We start from the raw sequence: 305 nt of genomic DNA on the forward strand, positions 1-305 counted from the left end.
TGCTCGATTTGGTGAACCGGTCTTCGTAGAGGATCGCGAATTGGTTCATCGCTGATTTCCAGTTGTTGGCTGCCCGTCCCCAGTCCTCGGTGATGTTGCGCAGTGCCAGCCAGATCAGCTTGGTGGCTGCATCGTCGCTGGGGAAGTGCCCTCGGGTTTTGATGATCTTGCGCAGCCTCGCATTCACGCTCTCAATCGCGTTGGTTGTGTAGATCACGCGCCGCACCTCGGGCGGGAAGGCGAAGAAGGGGATGACCTTGTCCCAGGCCCTGCGCCAGGCGTTGACGACGGTCGGGAATTTCTGG

1 protein-coding gene is annotated in these 305 nt (G+C 59.7%); it reads right to left on the minus strand.

What is annotated here, in order from left to right:
• On the minus strand, positions 1–305 hold a 305-nt coding region (locus tag ACYZGB_RS22930; protein WP_462391290.1), incomplete at both ends, for a transposase.

It is taken from the genome of Acidovorax sp. Q11, from assembly GCF_054950075.1.